The organism is Micromonospora sp. WMMD1274 (assembly GCF_049179035.1).
GTDB classification, from domain to species: domain Bacteria; phylum Actinomycetota; class Actinomycetes; order Mycobacteriales; family Micromonosporaceae; genus Micromonospora; species Micromonospora tulbaghiae.
The window spans coordinates 5797870-5814059 of record NZ_JBMHMG010000001.1 but is presented as its reverse complement, the minus strand read 5'-3'; the positions used below and the strand labels follow the sequence as shown (position 1 = coordinate 5814059).

The following is a 16190-nucleotide window of genomic DNA, read 5'->3' as shown; positions in this document are numbered from 1 at the left end:
GTCAGCCCTCCCTCTTCCGGGGCAGCGCGGTGATCCGCAGGTCGGGACCGACCCGCGTAACGTCGGTGATCTCCAGATCGATCGCGTCGGCGATGGTGCTCACGCCGGCGTCGAGCAGCGCGGTCGGGCCGGCGCCGAGCAGCTTCGGCGCGACGTACCCGACGATCTTGTCGACCAGGCCGGCGGCGAGGAACGCGCCGGCCAGCGTGGGCCCGCCCTCCAGCAGCGCGGCCCGCACGCCCCGGTGGTGCAGCTCCGCGAGCAGCGCCGGCAGGTCGACCCGGCCGTCCGGCCCGGCGCCGACCTCCGCGGCGGTGGCCACCCACGTGCGGGCGGCGCCGTCGCGGACCCGGGCCTCGGCCGGGGTACGCCCCGAGCTGTCCACCACGACCCGCAGCGGCTGCCGGATGGCGAGCGTGCCGTCGCGCAGGTTGCGGGCGGTCAGCCGGGGGTCGTCGGTGAGCACGGTGCCCACCCCGGCGAGCACCGCGTCGACGGTGCCGCGCAGCGCGTGCACGTCGATCCGGGCCGCCTCCGAGGTGATCCACATGCTGGTGCCGTCGGCAGCGGCGGAACGCCCGTCGAGCGTGGCCGCGTACTTCCAGATCACGTACGGCCAGCCCCGGCGCATCGAGGTCAGCCAGGCCACGTTGCCGGCCTCGGCCTCCTGCGCGCGTACCCCGAAGGCGACCTGGACCCCGGCGGCGCGCAGCGTGGCGGCGCCGCCGGAGGCGACCGGGTTGGGGTCGGGCACGGCGATCACCACGCGGGACACCCCGGCGGCGATGAGCGCGTGGCTGCACGGGCCGGTGCGGCCGGTGTGGTCGCAGGGTTCCAGGGTGACCACCGCGGTGCCGCCGCGGGCGCGCGTGCCGGCCTGCGCCAGCGCGACGATCTCCGCGTGCGGGCCGCCGGCGTACGCGTGGAAGCCCTCGCCGACGACCTCGCCGTCGGTGTCGAGCAGCACGCAGCCGACCACCGGGTTGGGGCTCGTGGCGCCGAGGCCGCGCGCGGCCAGTTCGATGGCACGACGCATCGCCTCGTCGACGGAGACGCTCGCCATGGCCGCCTGTCCTCCCGCTCGCCGGTCGCGCGCGGGCAGGTTCGGGAGCAACGGCCACGAAAGCCGCGGACACGCGGCGGCGGAGAACCCGGGGACGGCGACGCCGACCCCGGGGAGCCCACGCGGCGGCTGAGGGTGCTCAGCGGCCGGCAGGGGCCTCCCCCGTTCCGCGCGCTGTCTCCCATCCGGACTTTCTGGGGGCGGACGAGCCGCACCCCAACCGTCGGCCCCGGATTCTCACCAGGTCCACCGTCCGGCCGAAGCCGTCCGGGTCGCGGGCTTACCACGGTCGGGCCGTGGATCACCGCCGGTTCGGAATTTCACCGAGCCCCGCCAGCGCGTGGTGGGTATACGGGAAGTCTTACACGTTCCGCCCGGGCGCGCGCCACAGAGGCGAGCTACCTCACAGGACCGCCTCAGGTGACGCCGCGCCGGCGGTCCACCGCCACGTACGAGCCGGGCTGGCTCTTGGCCACCGTCTTCATCTCCGAGGCGACCGCGATCGCCTCCAGCGGATCGGTGAACCGCTTGCCGGAATCGGACAGCGACACGCCGATGGAGAGCGTGACGAGCGCGGCGCGGCGGATGTTGCCGCGCCGGTCCTTCAGCTCGACGAAGCCGCGTTCCCGGTCGGTCGCGTCGTAGAGCGCGTCCGCGGCCTTCTCGAAGTCGACGACGGCCCGGCTGGTCAGCGGCCGGACCTGACCGGGGGTGCAGACGATGACGAAGTCGTCACCGCCGACGTGGCCGAGGAACGCCGGCGGCAGCCCGATCGACACCACCGCCCGGTGCAGGCTACGGGCCAGCGCCGAGATGAACTCGTCGCCGCGCACGAAGCCGTACCGGTCGTTGACGCTCTTGAACCGGTCGATGTCGATGTAGCCGACGGCGTAGTCGACGCCGTTGCGCACCCGGTCGCTGATCTCCCGCCGGATCCGGCTGTTGCCGGGCAGCCCGGTCAGCGGGGAGACCTCCCGGAACTCCTTGTTGCGCCGCAGCGTGGAGTTGACCCGGGCCACCAGTTCCAGCGTGTCGAACGGTTTGACCAGGTAGTCGTCCGCGCCGACGCTGAGCCCGTTGACCTTGTCCTGGGTCATCCCCTTGGCGGTGAGCATGATCACCGGCAGGGCCGAGGTCATCGGGTCGGCGCGCAGCCGCCGGGTCAGTTCCAGCCCGTCGATGCGCGGCATCATCAGGTCGACCACCGCCAGGTCGGGCCGCTGCCGCTCGATGATCTCCAGCGCCTCCTGGCCGTCGGCGGCGTGCAGCACCTCGAAGCCGTGCAGGCGCAGGTTGAACTCGACGAAGCGGGCGATGTCCTCGTCGTCGTCGACGACGAGGATCACGTCGGGTCGCTCGCCGGCCGGGTCCATCTCAGGCCCCGGTCATCGCGCGTTCCGCCAGGCCCCGCAGGCGGCGTACCGCCTCCGCGGGATCGTCGGCGCCGTAGACGGCGGTGCCCGCGACGAACGCGTCGGCGCCGGCCGCGGCGGCCTGCTCGATGGTGTCCGCGGCGATGCCGCCGTCGACCTCGATGCGCAGCTCCAGGTGTCCGCTGTCGACGTGCCGGCGGGCCGCGCGCACCTTGTCCAGCAGCTGCGGCAGGAAACGCTGGCCGCCGAAGCCGGCCTTGATCGTCATGATCAGCAGCGTGTCGAAGCTCGGCAGCAGCTCCAGGTACGGCTCGATCGGGGTGTCCCGGTCGATCGCCAGCCCCGCCTTCGCCCCGGCCGAGCGCAGGTCCTTCGCCAGCGCCACCGGGTCGTCGCACGCCTCGGCGTGGAACGTGACGTTGTACGCCCCCGCGTCGGCGTACCCGGGCGCCCAGCGGCGCGGGTCCTCGATCATCAGGTGCACGTCGAACGGAATCCCGGTGACGGCGCGCAGGCTCTGCACCACCGGCAGTCCGATGGTCAGGTTGGGCACGAAGTGGTTGTCCATGACGTCGACGTGCAGCCAGTCGGCGGCGGGCTCCACGGCACGGACCTCGTCGGCGAGGCGGGCGAAATCGGCGGCCAGGATGCTCGGCGCGACGATCGGCGGCGGTACGGTCACCGGGCCAGTGTACGAACGCGGTGATCCGGAGGTCGCGGCACGTCTCCCGGAGTGACAGGTGGTGATGCCTCATTCACCGGTGGTGCACCATCCGGCCGTCCGGAGAGAAAATCGGCACGAATAGTCGCCGGTGACTGGCCGATCGATTGAAAGATGACGAAACTCCTACAGGGACGGTCACGTATGCTGCACGCCCGGGCGCGGGGGACGCCGGTCGGGCCTGTGGCGACCGGCTGTCATCTCTCCCGGAAGGGGCGGACGATGCGACGGTGGCTCCACGTGCTCGCGCTGGCCGGCGCCGTGACTGCGGTGCTCGCCGGATGCGCTCAGACACACCGGGCCGACGGCGACCTGATCGACGACTGGGCGGCGCTGCCGGTGCCGCAGCTGTTCGTCCCGGCGACCGAGGCGTGCCTGCCCCGGCTGAGCACAGTGGTGGCCGCCGCGACGTACGAGACGGTGAACTGCGCGGGCAGCCACCTGGCCGAGACCGTGCACGTCGGCCGGTTCAGCGGGCCGGCGGCGCAGGGCGTACGCCCGGAACCGGGCTCACCGGCGCTGCGGACCGCGCGCGCCGAGTGCGACCAGCGGGCCCGGGAGATGATCGGCGGGGACTGGCACGCCGCCCGGCTGACCCTGAACATCGCGCTGCCCACCGTCACCGCCTGGACGTCCGGCGCCCGCTGGTTCCGCTGCGACCTGGCCGAGACCGACAGCATCGACAACACCCGCCCGGTCAACCGGGTCGGCAGCCTGCGCGGCGCGCTCGTCGGCGACAACCCGCTGGTGCACAGGTGCTTCGACCCGAAGCTGATCGGCCAGAACCTCAACTACATGGCCCCGGTGCTGTGCACCGAACCGCACCGGGCCGAGTTCGTCGGCGTGTACGAGGAAGGCGACATGAGCTGGGCCGAGTTCACCCGGGGCGCGCCCGCCACGCACCGGCGCTGCATGACGCTCATCGCCGCGTTCGCCGAGGTGCCGGACAACGCCGAACTGCCGTACCGGGCCGGGTCCATCTTCTACCCGCCGTCGCAGCGGGAGTGGGAGGAGGGCGACCGGGGCGTGCGCTGTTTCCTGTGGAGTGACGACCGCAAGCTGAACCGCTCGGTGCGCGGCGCCGGGCCCGAGGGACTCCCGGTCACCTGAGCCGCTGCCGTATGCTGCACCGCCGAGGCGTACCGGTCGACCGGGTGGCGCCGGATGCGCGGGGGAGGTCGGTCGGGATGCGGCGATGGCGGGTGGCGGTCACCGTGGGCGCGGCGCTGGCGCTGGCGCTCGGCGGCTGTGCCGCGCCGGCCGGAGTGGACCGCGACCTGGTCGACGACTGGCCCGCGTTCGCCGCGCCGGTCGGTTTCGTGCCGAAGTCCGGCGCCTGTCACCCCACCGTCGCCGACGTCGGCTACCTCAGCGGCTACCAGCCGGTCGACTGCGCCGCCCCGCATCGCACCGAGACGCTGCACGTGGGCACGATGACCGGCGCGGAGGCGGAGCGTTCCGCGCCGCCGCGTACCGGCTCGGCCGGGATGCGCGCCGCGCACGCCGACTGCGCCCGGCAGGTCACCCGGGCCGTCGGCGCGGACTGGCGCGGCGGGCGGCTGCGCCTGGCGGTGGTCTTCCCCTCGGCGCTCGCGTGGTCCGGCGGGGCCCGCTGGTACCGCTGCGACGTCGCCGAGATCACCGACCTGGACGAGGGCGCCGTGGCCCAGCGCACCGGCAGCCTGCGGGGCGCCTTGAAGCCCGGCTCCAAGCTCGCGTTCGGCTGTTTCAACCCGAAGCTGAGCAAGGACGAGGTGCAGGCGATGCGGCCGGTGGCCTGCACCTCCCGGCACCACGCCGAGTTCGTCGGCGTCTACCAGGCGCCGGACATCAGCTACGCCGAGTTCGAGCGCACGCCGCTGCGCACGCACAAGGCGTGCCGCGGCCTGATCGCCAAGTACGCGAAGCTGCCGAACGACGGCAACATGCAGTACCGGGCCGGCACCATCATCTACCACCCGTTCGAGGAGCAGTGGCGGGACGGCGACCGGGGCGTGCAGTGTTTCCTGTGGGTCTCCGAGCGTTCGCTGACCCGGTCGGTCAAGGGCGCGGGCGCCAAGGCGCTGCCGATCACCTGAGACCCGGGCGGGGCGGGCCGGCGCCCACCCCGCCCGGGACCGCTCAGCCGACCTGCAGCGTCACGTCGTCCACGACGAAGCTGGTCTGCAGCGAGGAGTCCTCGACGCCGGTCCACTTCAGCGTGACCGTCTGACCCGCGTACGCGGCCAGGTTGAAGGTGCGCTGGGTGTAGCCGGTGGCCTTGTTCAGGTTCGAGTACGTGGCCAGCGTGGTCGAGCCGGCCTGCACGGTCAGCTTGTCGTACGCGGTCGAGCTGGTCGTCTCGGCCGTGTCGATGTGCAGCCAGAACGAGAACGTGTAGCTGCTGCACCCGGCCGGCAGCGTGACCGACTGGGACAGCGTCTCGGTACGCGAGGAGCCGTACCCGTTCATCCACGCCTTGTACGACCCGGTGCGGGCCGCCTGCCGGGAGTCGTTGGTGATGACGCCGGAGCTGGCCGTCCACGGCGTGGTGCCGGACTCGAAGCTGCTGTTGCCGATGAGCTGGCCGCCGGTGCAGCCGCCGCTTCCGCCGGTCACGGTGAGCGTGTAGCTGGCGGTGCGGGTGGCCGAGCCGGTGCCGGTCACGGTGAGCGTGAACGTGCCGGTGGTGGCCGTCGACGAGGCGGTGACGGTCATGGTGGACGAGCCGCCCGAGGTGACCGACGACGGGCTGAAGCTCACCGAGACGCCGCTCGGGGCGCCGCTGGCGGACAGCGCCACGGTCTGCGCGCTGCCGGCGGTGGTGGCGGTGCTGACGGTGGCGGTGGTGGAGCCGCCCCGGGCGACGCTGCCGGAGGTGGGGCTCACCGAGACGGAGAAGTCGTTGGTCGGGGTGCCGCCGCCGACCGCGAGCTGCCAGATCGCGTACGCGACGCCGTCCGCGGCCCGGTTGAGGATGGTCGTGTTGATGTTGCTGGTGTTGTCGCAGGAGCGGTGGTAGCACCCGTCGTACGCCGCGCCCGCGGTGCCGCCCCACTTGCTGGCCTGCGCCGAGCTCTTGGTGTAGCTCGCGCCGGCCGCGTAGCCGGAGGTCTGGATGCCGGCGTTGGCGAACGAGTAGTCGTCGGAGCGGCCCTGCCCCTCGGTGTTCTCCTCCGGCGAGATGCCGAACGAGTCCCAGTACGCCTTCAGCGGCGCGGCGGTGGCCGAGGTGATCCGGTTGATGAAGTAGCCGCCGTTGGGCGAGCCCACCATGTCGAAGTTGTAGTAGCCCTTGATGTAGCCGCGCTGGGTGGAGCTGAGCTGGTTGACGTAGTGCTTGGAGCCCTGGAGGCCCTGCTCCTCGCCGTTCCACCAGGCGAACCGGACCCGCTTGGTCATGGTCGGGTTCTGCGCGGCCAGCACCAGCGCGTTCTCCAGCAGCACCGACGAGCCGGAGGCGTTGTCGTTGATGCCGGGGCCGGCGGCGACGCCGTCCAGGTGCGCGCCGAACATGACGACCTGGTCGGAGGGGCCCTGCGGCCACTCGGCGATCAGGTTGTTGCCCGGGTAGGTGCAGGTGGAGCAGTTCTGCTCGGTGACCGTGTAGCCGGCGGCCTGGAGCTTGCCCTTGACGTAGTTGACCGACGCCGTGTAGCCGGCCGAGCCGGAGCGCCGGTTGCCGCCGTTGCTGGTGGCGATGGAGTTGAACTGGGTGAGGTGGGCCTGGATGTTGCTCAGGGAGACGTCCGGCGCGGCGAGCGCGGCGGCGGCCGGGGCGGGGGCGGGGGCCGGAGCGGGCGCGGCGGAGGCGGTGCCGGCCAGGCTCGCCGTCGTCAGGGTGGCGACGAGGGCGAGCGCGAGGCTCGTGGTCGGCGTTCTGCGTCTCATGGAGACTCCTCGTGGGGGTTCGGCGGGCGGGGGTGCCGGGACCGGTGATCGGAACAGTTACATGTATCGATCGCACAGTCAACGGGCTGTCACATCCCACCGGCCCCCTCCCCCCACCGGGATGCCGCACACGCTCCATCCCTCCCCATTTCGCCGCATGACGATCAAGGAGTTCGTGCCCGGGCACGGTGGCCCCGGGGACACGAACTCCTTGATCGACTGCGGAGAGAGGTGGGTCAGACCCGGCGGAGGACCGCCAGGAACATGGCGTCGGTGCCGTGGCGGTGCGGCCAGAGCTGCACCGTGGGGCCGTCACCCAGGCCCGGCATGCCGGCCGGCAGCAGCGGCCGCGCGTCGACGAAGTCGACGCCGAAACCGCACCGCCGGGCCGCCTCGGTCACCGTCACGTGCGTCTCCACCACGTGCGGCGAGCACGTCACGTACGCCACCAGGCCACCCGGCCGGGCCGCCCGCAGCGCCGCGGTGAGCAGTTCCCGCTGCAACCGGGTCAGCGGCGGCAGATCCGACGGCTGGCGGCGCCACCGCGACTCCGGGCGGCGGCGCAGTGCGCCCAGCCCGGTGCACGGCGCGTCCACGAGCACCCGGTCGAAGTGCTCCTCCGGCAGCTTCGGGTCACTGCCCACGGTGCGCCCGTCGGTGTTCAGCACCGTCACCGGCAACCCACGGGTGGCCTGTTCGACCAGCCGCGCCCGGTGCTCGGCCACCTCGACCGCGGTCAGCCGCGCGCCGCGGGTCGCGGCGAGCGCGCCGAGCAGGCCGGACTTGCCGCCCGGGCCGGCGCACAGGTCCAGCCACCGGCCGTCCGGCCCGTCCAGCGGCGCCGCTGCCAGCGCGTCCGCCACCAGCTGGGAACCCTCGTCCTGCACGTGCGCGCGGCCGTCGGCCACCGCCGGCAGGTCACCCGGCGCGCCGCCGGGCAGGTAGACCGCGTACGGCGAGAACGCGCCGGGCGCGCCGCCCACCTCGTCGGCGAGCGCCACCGGATCGGCCAGACCGGGCCGGGCGCACAGGTGCACCGGCGGGCGCTCGTTGTCCTCGATGAGCAGCCGGGTCGTCTCCCCCATGTCGCCGCCGAGCGCCTCGGCGAACGACCGCACGATCCACTGCGGGTGGCTGTACGCCAGCGCGAGGTGCCCGATCGGGTCCGTCTCCTCGGCCGGGGCGATCTTCGCCACCCAGGCGTCGGCGTCGCGGCTGGTGATCTCCCGCAGCACCGCGTTGGCGAACCCGGTGGCGCCCGGCCCCACCGACCGGACCAGGTCCACGGTCGAGGACACCGCGGCGTGCGCGGGCACCCGGGTGTGCAGGATCTGGTACGCCCCGAGCCGCAGCGCGTCGCGCACCGGCGGGTCGATGCGCTGCACGTCCCGCCCGGCCGCGTCGGTGACGATCGCGTCGAGCGTGCCGGTGTGCCGCAGCGTGCCGTAGGTCAGCTCGGTGGCGAACGCGGCGTCCCGGCCGGTCAGCCCGGCCTCGCGCAGCATCGCCGGGAGCACCAGGTTGGCGTACGCGTCGTCGCGGTGCACCGCCGCGATCGCCTCGTACGCGATCTGCCGGGGCAGGTCCACGGCCGGACGGACCGGACGGCGCCCACCGCGCCGGTCCCCACCGGACCGGTCACCGCCGAAGCGGTCACCGCCACGCCGATCCCCACCGGACCGGTCTCCGCCGAAGCGGTCTCCGCCACGCCGGTCCCCACCGGACCGGTCTCCGCCACGCCGATCCGCGCCGGGCCGGTCGGCGTGCTCACGCGCGTACCCCCGGGGACGCTCGCCCTCGGCGGGCCGGTCCGGGCGCGACGGCCCCGTCACGCGAACACCTCGCCGGCGGTGACCCGGGCGCCGCGCGCCCAGTCGCCGGCGGGCATGGCCTTCTTGCCGGCGGCGCGCACCTCGCCGAGGCGCACCGGCGTGGTGGCGGTGCCGACGAGCACGCCGGACTTCTCCACGTGCAGCTCCCCCGGCTTCAGCTCCGGGCCCTCGGCCAGCGGGGTGACCGGGCCGAGCTTGACCCGGTCGTCGCGGAACGTGGTCCACGGGCCGGGCGCGGGCGTGCAGGCGCGGATGCGCCGGTCCACCGCGAACGCGGGGTCGCCCCAGCGGACCCGGGCGTCCTCGACGGTGAGCTTCGGGGCGAGCGAGACCCCGTCGGCGGGCTGCGGCACGGCCCGGGCGGTGCCGGCGCCGATCGCGTCGAGGACCGCGACCAGCAGCCCGGCGCCGGAGTGCGCGAGCCGCTCCAGCAGGTCGCCGGAGGTGTCGGCGGGACGGATCTCGTCGGTGACGGTGCCGTAGACCGGGCCGGTGTCCAGCCCTTCCTCCAGCTCGAAGACGCTGGCCCCGGTCAGCTCGTCGCCGTGCAGCACGGCGTGCTGCACCGGCGCGGCGCCGCGCCAGGCGGGCAGCAGCGAGAAGTGCAGGTTGATCCAGCCGTGCCGGGGGATCTCCAGCGCCACCGGCGGCACCAGCGCGCCGTAGGCGACCACCGGTACGCAGTCCGGCGCCAGCTCGCGCAGCCGGTCGAGGAACTCCGGCTCACGCGGGCGGGCCGGGGTGAGCACCTCGACGCCGTGCGCGTCGGCCCACGCGCCGACCGGCGAGCGGACCAGTCCCCGCCCCCGGCCGGCCGGGGCGTCGGGGCGGGTGACCACGGCGAGCAGCTCGTGCCCGGAGGCGGCGATCGCGTCCAGGGCCGGTACGGCGACAGCCGGCGTGCCGGCGAAGACCAGGCGCATCCGGGTCACCGCCCCAGGCCGAACGGGTTGCCGGCGGCGTGCGGGCTGAGCTTGACTGTGGGCGGGGCGGCCTGGTCGTACCACTCGGCCTGGCGGATCGCCTTCATGGCCTCCTTGCGGCCGGCCGCGTCGAGCCGGTCGACGAAGAGGACGCCGTCGAGGTGGTCGGTCTCGTGCTGCACGCAGCGGGCCATCAGGCCGGTGCCGACGATCTGCAGCGGGTCGCCGTAGCCGTTGAAGCCCTTGGCGATCACGTTCTGCCGGCGCTTGGTGTCGAAGTAGAGCCCGGGGATGGACAGGCAGCCCTCCGGGCCGTCCTGTTCCTCCTCGTCGGGGAACTCCAGCACCGGGTTGACCAGGTGACCGAGGACGTCGTCGACGTCGAAGGTGAACACCCGCAGGCCCACCCCGAGCTGCGGCGCGGCCAGGCCGGCGCCGCTCTGCTCGCGCATCGTGTCGGTCAGGTCGGCGATCAGCTTGCGCAGCTCGGCGTCGAAGTCGACGACCGGGTCGGCCGGCGTGCGCAGCACCGGATCGCCGAACAGACGGATGGGCTGGACGGTCACTCGGCGTGGCTCCTTGTCTGGGTCGAACGATGCGCGTCCAGTCTACGGAGTCGGCCCGGCCGCCCCGGGTGGCGTACCGGGAACGGTGACCGGGGCCGCCTCCCGCCCCACGCGCACCGGCAGCGTGGCGTGACCACGCAGGGTGAGCCGCACCCGCCGCTCGGGCCGGCCCGCGAGGGCCAACTCCGGCAGCCGGCGCAGCAGCAGCGGGAACGCCACCTGCGCCTCCAGCCGGGCCAGCGCCGCGCCGAGGCAGTAGTGCGGCCCGGCGCCGAAGGACAGCGGCGCGATCTGCGCCCGCCACGGGTCGAAGCGGGCCGGATCCGGATAGCGGCGGGGATCGCGGTTGGCCGCGCCGAGCAGCACGATGACCCAGCTCTCCGGCGGCAGGTCGACGTCGCCGTACCGGGACGGCGCGGTGCTCATCCGCGAGGTGAGCTGCACCGGCGAGTCGTAGCGCAGCAACTCGTCGACGTAGGCGGGCGCCAGGTCGGGCCGCTCGCGCAGCGCCGCCGCGGCGTCCGGGTGGTCCAGCAGCGCCACCAGGCCGTTGCCGAGCAGGTTGGTGGTGGTCTCGAAACCGGCCACCAGCAGCACTATCAGGTTGGCCAGCAGTTCGTCGCCGGAGAGCCGGTCACCGCCGTCGTGGGCCTGGACCAGCGCGGTGGTGAGGTCGTCGGCCGGGGCCCGGCGGCGGGCCGCCACCAGCTCGGTGAAGTAGCTCCGCAGCTCGGCCGCGCCCCGGTCGGCCACCGCCAGCTCGTCGGCGGTGATCTCCGGTTCGAGCACGCCGGTCAGGTCGGTGGCCCAGCGCCGGAACAGCGGCCGGTCCGCTGCCGGCACGCCGAGCAGCGCGCAGATCACCCCGACCGGCAGGGGGTACGCGAACGCGGCCATGAAGTCGACCGGCCCGTCGGCGGCGAGCATCGCGTCGACCAGCTCGTCGGCCTGTGCCCGCACCACGTCGCGCATGGCGGCGATCCGGCGCGGGGTGAACGCGCCCGCGGCCAGCCGCCGCATCCGGCTGTGGTCGGGCGGGTTGGTGCGCAGCATCGACCGGGAGATCGACAGCACCGCCGGGCTCTCCCGCCAGCCGGGCATGAACTGGTCGCGCAGCGCGTCGTCCATCACACCGAACCGGGCGTCGCGCAGGATCGCGTCGGCCTCCGCGTAGCCGGTGACCACGTAGAAGACCGGCCCGGCCTGGACCACCGGGCCGTGCGCGCGCAGCCGCTCGTACGTCGGATAGGGGTCGAGACGACCCTCGGGGGACATCAGCAGCGCGAGCGCGTCGGTGGGATCCACGATTCCGCCTCCCCAGGCATCGGAGGCCTTCATCATGCTCCGGCCCGCCGGATCGGGTGAACCCGTGCCGGTGAGGTGGTGGTGTCCCCCGGCGGTCAGGCGCCGGCGCCCGGCTCCCCGGCGAGCACCGGGCCGCCGCCGAGCAGCGCGTGCTCCGGCAGCGGCAGCGTGATGCCGTGCGCGTCCTCCCAGTCGTGGATCAGGCCCGGGCGGGCCTGCGCGGTGAAGAAGTCGAGCGCGCTGATCCCGCCGACCACCGGCTCCTCCACCTCGGCGACCAGCCGGGCCGGGACCATCGGCAGCCCGGCGCGCACCGCCGCGCTGAGCCGCCGGTGCCCGTCCACGACGAAGAAGTACTCGCCGGTGTAGCCGATGCTCAGCGGCTCCGGCTCCTCGCCGCTTCCGGCCGCCTCGGCGGCGGCGTCGGCGTCCCAGAGGCCGCGCAGCGTCGACACGTCCTCGGTGGGGTACACCCGGGTCGGGTCGAGCAGCAGCAACGGCTGGCCGGCGCGCAGCACGTCCGCGCCCAGGCGGCCCTCGTAGACGTCGATGACGTGCTGGATGACCTGCTCCGGGTTGGCCCGGGTGGTGTCGCAGACCAGGTCGTAGTTGCGCAGGCGGGCCTTGTCGACGCCGTACCGGACGATGAACCGGCCGCGCTCGCTCTCGCTGCGCTCGCGCAGCTTGGCCCGCGCCTCCTCCAGCGAGGTGTAGCTCTCGGCCGGACCGGACGGGCGGGCCAGCACCCGCCGGGCCGCCTCGGTCGGCTCGGTGATCATGTGCACCTTGAGCGCGTCGGTGAAGAAGTGCCAGGCCAGGCGGGAGTCCATGACCAGGGACTCGCCGGAGGCGGCGATGTCGCGCTGGAGCTGGTCGACGTAGCCGTCGACGGCCTGGTCCAGCTCGGCGTGCAGGTTGAGCTGGAGGGCGGTCATCTGCCGCTCCTGGGCCATCTGGCGGTAGAGGTCACCGACGCTGACCCGGCGCAGCCCGAGCCGCTTGGCGATCTCGACCGAGACGGTGCTCTTGCCACTGCCGAGGTCACCGTTGAAGACGATCGACTGACGAACGGTCACGACTGGTCCACCCCTGCTCACCGGCTGACTGACGACATCGAGTGTCGGCCCGACGTGCTCTGGCACCCGCCGCGCCGCGTCCCGCGCGGGGAAACCGCGCGGCTGGGCATGACGGGCGATGCTATCACCGCCCGCTACTCGATTGCCGGACCAGGTGTGCGGCAAACCCCAGCTCACGACCGTGCGCGAGGGCGCGCGTGCGCACCGTCACGCGGTCGCGTCCGATCAGAACAGGGTGAGCGGATCGACCTGGAGGCGTACCGGGTCGGCCGCCTTGCGGGCGCTGCGCTGCCCGGCGGCGGCGTGCAGCGCCTCGGCCATCGCGGCGGCCCGGGACCGGGGCACGCGTACCAGCATCCGTTCCCGGCCCTCCTCGGCCGGCACCGGGCCGAGCACCTCGGCGTCGCCCGGCAGCCGGGCGCCGGCGAGCAGGTCGGCCACCGCCTCGGCCGCGCCGGTGACGCTCGCCATCCGGACCGCCGGGGGGAAGCCCAGCTCGCGCCGCTCGGCCAGTTCCCGGGCCGCGAACCAGGCGGAGTCCCAGCGCAGCAGCGCCTGCACCGGGGCCAGCGCGCCGTCCGCGACCACCACCACCCGGCCACCTGCCGGGCCGGGCCGGGCCAGCGCGGCGGCGGCCATCCAGCGCCGCAGCGCCTCCTCGCCGGCCCGCAGGTCGGCCCGGGTCAGCAGCGCCCACGAGTCGAGCAGCAGCACCGCGCCGTACCCGCCCTCCGCGACCGGCTCGGCGCCCGGGGTGGCGATCACCAGCCCGGCCCCGCCCGGCACGCCCGCCAGCACCTCCTCCCGCCCCGACGTCCGCACCGGCACACCGGGGAACGCCCGGCCCAGCTCCTCGGCGGTCCGCCGGGCGCCGGTCACCGAGGCGCGCAGCCGCCGCCCGCCGCACTCCGGGCAGGCGTACGCGGCGGCCACCCGGCCGCACCAGCGGCAGGCGGGCGTGCCCTGCGCCGACGGCAGCGCGAGCGGTCCGGCGCAGTGCGGGCAGCGGGCCGGGGCGCGGCAGTCGGCGCAGGCCACCGACGGCACGTACCCCCGGCGCGGCACCTGCACCAGCACCGGCAGGTCCGCGCGCAGCGCGTCCCGGGCGGTGGTCCAGGCCAGGCTCGGCAGCCGCGCCGAGGCGGCGCCGGGATCGCGGGCCAGTTGCGGGTCGTCGCCGGTGGGCGCCATGGCCGGGGTACGCGCGCGCACCACCGCCCGGTCGGCCACCACCTCGCGCGCCCAGCCGGTCTCCACCAGCAGTTGCGCCTCGGCGGTACGCGCGTAGCCGCCGACCAGGGCGGCCACGTCGCCGAGCTGCGCCCGGGTGAGCAGCACGTCCCGGGCGTGCGGGTAGGGCGCGCGCGGTTCGGCGTGCAGGTCGTCGCCGTCGTCCCAGATCGCCACCAGGCCGAGCCGCCGCACCGGGGCGAACATCGCGGCCCGGGTGCCGACGACCACGTCCACCTCGCCCGTCCGGGCGGTGAGGAAGGCCCGGTAGCGGCGGGCCGGGCCGTCGGCGGCGGTGAGCCGGACGTGCCGTCCCGCGCCGAGCACGGCGGTCAGGGCGGCGTCGAGGCGGTCCAGGTCACGGGCGTCGGCCACCACGACCACGGCGCCCCGGCCGCCGGCCACCGTGGCGGCGACCGCGTCGGCGTACCGGTCGGCCCAGTCCTCCCCCGGCAGCGCCGACCAGACCGCGCGGGCCGGCTTGCCGTCGGTGAGCGCGCGCAGCAGCGCCGGCCCGGCCGGGTAGTCCCGCCAGCCGCGCGGGTCCACCTCCGCCCGACCGCCCACCCGGGCGTCGGCGTCGGCGTCGGCGTCGGCGTCGGCGGACGGTGGCGCGTCCGCCGCCGTGACGGCCTTCTCGGCGCGGGCGTGCCGGGGCGGCACGGCCAGCCGGAGCACGTCGGCGAGGCTGCCGGCGTACCGGTCGGCGACCGCGCGGGCCAGCCGGGCCACCTCCGGGGAGAGCACCGGCACCGGCGACACGACCTTCTCCAGGTACGCCAGCTTCGGGTGCTCGGACGACTCGGCGCGCTCCAGCAGCCAGCCGTCGACGAGCTGCCCGGCGAACCGCACCTTCACGCGTACCCCCGGCCGGGCGTCGGCGTCGAGCGCCTCCGGCACCAGGTAGTCGAAGGGGCGGTCGAGGTGGGGCAGCGGCACGTCCACGCAGACGCGCGCGACCGGCGACCCCTGTGCGGGTCGCCGGTCGCGGCGCGTGGTGGCGGTCAGGCTCCCGCGGCCGACTTGAGGTCGGCGGCCCGGTCGGTGCCCTCCCAGGTCAGCTCCGGCAGCTCCCGGCCGAAGTGGCCGTACGCGGCGGTCTGCTGGTAGATCGGGCGCAGCAGGTGCAGGTCCCGGATGATGGCGGCCGGACGCAGGTCGAACACCTCGGCCACGGCCTTCTCGATCGAGGCGACCGGCACGGTCTCGGTGCCGAACGTCTCGATGAACAGGCTCACCGGGTGCGCCTTGCCGATCGCGTACGCGACCTGCGCCTCGCACCGCTCGGCCAGCCCGGCGGCGACCACGTTCTTGGCCACCCAGCGCATCGCGTACGCGGCCGACCGGTCGACCTTCGACGGGTCCTTGCCGGAGAACGCGCCGCCGCCGTGCCGGGCGTACCCGCCGTACGTGTCCACGATGATCTTCCGGCCGGTCAGGCCGGCGTCACCCATCGGGCCGCCGATCTCGAACCGCCCGGTCGGGTTCACCAGCAGCCGGTAGCCCTCGGTCTCCAGACCGAGGCCCTCCAGCTCCGGGGCGATGACGTGGTCCCGGATGTCCGGGGTGAGCAGCGACTCCAGCGAGATGTCCGCCGCGTGCTGGCTGGACACCACGACGGTGTCGAGCCGGACCGGGCGCAGCCCGTCGTACTCGATGGTGACCTGGGTCTTGCCGTCCGGCCGCAGGTACGGGATCGTGCCGTCCTTGCGGACCGCGGCGAGCCGGCGGGCCAGCCGGTGCGCCAGCGCGATCGGCAGCGGCATCAGCTCGGGCGTCTCGGAGCAGGCGAAGCCGAACATCATGCCCTGGTCACCGGCGCCCTGCGCGTCCAGCGCGCTCTCCGACCCACCGGTACGCAGCTCGAAGGCGTTGTCGACGCCCTGGGCGATGTCCGGCGACTGGGCGCCGATGGACACGCTGACGCCGCAGGACGCGCCGTCGAAGCCCTTCTTCGACGAGTCGTAGCCGATCCCGAGGATGGTCTCGCGGACGATCGTCGGGATGTCGGCGTACGCCTTGGTGGTCACCTCGCCGGCCACGTGCACCTGACCGGTGGTGATCAACGTCTCCACCGCGACCCGGCTGTGCGGGTCCTGGGCGAGCAGCGCGTCGAGAATGCCGTCACTGATCTGGTCGGCGATCTTGTCCGGGTGGCCCTCCGTGACCGATTCGGACGTGAAGAGACGTGTCACGGCACTCCTAAGCATGTGAAGACTTTTAAAGGTCGC

The 16190-nt window shown here is 74.4% G+C and carries 13 protein-coding genes and 1 riboswitch; of the genes, 2 read left to right on the top strand and 11 right to left on the bottom strand.

What is annotated here, in order from left to right; translation table 11 throughout:
- Position 1 precedes the first annotated feature (1 nt).
- The 3 genes from ribD to rpe all read right to left on the bottom strand — a co-directional run bounded on the left by ribD (position 2) and on the right by rpe (position 3118).
- On the bottom strand, positions 2 to 1063 hold the full coding sequence (ribD, locus tag ACN27D_RS27535; protein WP_421500353.1) for a bifunctional diaminohydroxyphosphoribosylaminopyrimidine deaminase/5-amino-6-(5-phosphoribosylamino)uracil reductase RibD: 1062 nt from the start codon (positions 1061 to 1063) through the stop codon (positions 2 to 4).
- A 169-nt stretch (positions 1064 to 1232) separates the two neighbouring features.
- Positions 1233 to 1405, bottom strand: a riboswitch (FMN riboswitch).
- A gap of 74 nt (positions 1406 to 1479) precedes the next feature.
- Entirely contained in the window at positions 1480 to 2436 is a 957-nt protein-coding gene (locus ACN27D_RS27530; protein ID WP_091424366.1) for a response regulator, read from the bottom strand.
- A gap of 1 nt (position 2437) precedes the next feature.
- Positions 2438 to 3118 (bottom strand): ribulose-phosphate 3-epimerase, encoded by a 681-nt coding sequence (rpe, locus tag ACN27D_RS27525; protein ID WP_128137820.1) that lies wholly within the window; start codon positions 3116 to 3118, stop codon positions 2438 to 2440.
- 261 nt (positions 3119 to 3379) lie between these two features.
- Between rpe and ACN27D_RS27520 the strand changes: the two genes are divergently transcribed.
- Entirely contained in the window at positions 3380 to 4267 is an 888-nt protein-coding gene (locus ACN27D_RS27520; protein WP_121685678.1) for a septum formation family protein, read from the top strand.
- Positions 4268 to 4344: 77 nt separating this feature from the next.
- Positions 4345 to 5235 carry a septum formation family protein gene (locus tag ACN27D_RS27515; RefSeq protein ID WP_252448497.1) on the top strand — a complete coding sequence of 297 codons (891 nt, stop codon included), beginning with the start codon at positions 4345 to 4347 and terminating at the stop codon, positions 5233 to 5235.
- A 43-nt stretch (positions 5236 to 5278) separates the two neighbouring features.
- Here ACN27D_RS27515 and ACN27D_RS27510 read toward each other — a convergent pair whose 3' ends face one another.
- From ACN27D_RS27510 to metK, 8 genes are all read right to left on the bottom strand, one after another.
- A complete protein-coding gene (locus ACN27D_RS27510) occupies positions 5279 to 7027 on the bottom strand; it encodes a M28 family peptidase (protein WP_421500352.1) in 1749 nt (582 codons plus the stop codon).
- A 236-nt stretch (positions 7028 to 7263) separates the two neighbouring features.
- Complete coding sequence (locus ACN27D_RS27505) at positions 7264 to 8859, bottom strand: RsmB/NOP family class I SAM-dependent RNA methyltransferase (protein ID WP_421500351.1); 1596 nt, start codon at positions 8857 to 8859, stop codon at positions 7264 to 7266.
- Positions 8856 to 9782 (bottom strand): methionyl-tRNA formyltransferase, encoded by a 927-nt coding sequence (gene fmt, locus ACN27D_RS27500; protein ID WP_121686318.1) that lies wholly within the window; start codon positions 9780 to 9782, stop codon positions 8856 to 8858. The genes ACN27D_RS27505 and fmt overlap by 4 nt, the downstream gene beginning before the upstream one ends.
- A 5-nt stretch (positions 9783 to 9787) precedes the next feature.
- Positions 9788 to 10348, bottom strand: coding sequence for a peptide deformylase (def, locus tag ACN27D_RS27495; RefSeq protein ID WP_030271057.1), 561 nt, complete (start codon positions 10346 to 10348; stop codon positions 9788 to 9790).
- A gap of 42 nt (positions 10349 to 10390) precedes the next feature.
- Positions 10391 to 11686, bottom strand: a complete 1296-nt coding sequence (locus ACN27D_RS27490) for a cytochrome P450 (RefSeq protein WP_421500350.1) — start codon at positions 11684 to 11686, stop codon at positions 10391 to 10393.
- A 62-nt stretch (positions 11687 to 11748) separates the two neighbouring features.
- A complete protein-coding gene (locus tag ACN27D_RS27485; protein WP_120570499.1) occupies positions 11749 to 12729 on the bottom strand; it encodes an AAA family ATPase in 981 nt (326 codons plus the stop codon).
- 225 nt (positions 12730 to 12954) lie between these two features.
- Complete coding sequence (locus ACN27D_RS27480; protein WP_421500349.1) at positions 12955 to 14904, bottom strand: primosomal protein N'; 1950 nt, start codon at positions 14902 to 14904, stop codon at positions 12955 to 12957.
- 59 nt (positions 14905 to 14963) lie between these two features.
- Positions 14964 to 16169: a methionine adenosyltransferase gene (gene metK, locus ACN27D_RS27475; RefSeq protein ID WP_030271053.1), complete on the bottom strand. Its 1206-nt coding sequence runs from the start codon at positions 16167 to 16169 to the stop codon at positions 14964 to 14966.
- Positions 16170 to 16190: the final 21 nt, after the last annotated feature.